At 63.9% G+C, this 435-nt stretch carries 1 protein-coding gene; it reads left to right on the forward strand.

The genetic code is table 11. The annotated features are described in order from the left end of the window. A partial coding sequence (locus LC438_RS18355) for an FAD-binding oxidoreductase (RefSeq protein ID WP_223587521.1) occupies positions 1-435 on the forward strand: 435 nt, incomplete at both ends.

A 435-nucleotide genomic window follows, 5' to 3' on the forward strand; every position in this document is an offset into this window, starting at 1 on the left:
GCTGGACGGTGCGCACCGAGACCGGCGCAATCGAGGCCGAACATGCCGTCGTGGCGCTCGGTCCCTGGGCGGATACCGTCACGGAACGGCTGGGTTACCGTTTCCCGCTTGGCGTGAAGCGCGGCTATCACATGCATTATGCGCCCCAGGAGGGCACGAAGCTCAATAACTGGCTGATCGATGCCGAGCGTGGGTATTTCCTTGCGCCGATGCGCAAGGGTATCCGCCTGACGACGGGTGCGGAATTTGCCGAGCGCGATGCACCGAAATCTCCCGTGCAGATCGAGCGGGCGGAACGGGTGGCGCGCACCGTCTTTCCTCTTGGCGGCAGGCTGGATGCGGAACCGTGGATGGGCGCGCGGCCCTGCACGCCGGATATGATGCCGATCATCGGCAAGGCACCGCGTCATAAAACATTGTGGTTTGCTTTCGGGC

It is taken from the genome of Microbacterium sp. OVT16B (assembly GCF_019969705.1).
Taxonomy (GTDB): Bacteria; Actinomycetota; Actinomycetes; order Actinomycetales; family Microbacteriaceae; genus Microbacterium; species Microbacterium natoriense.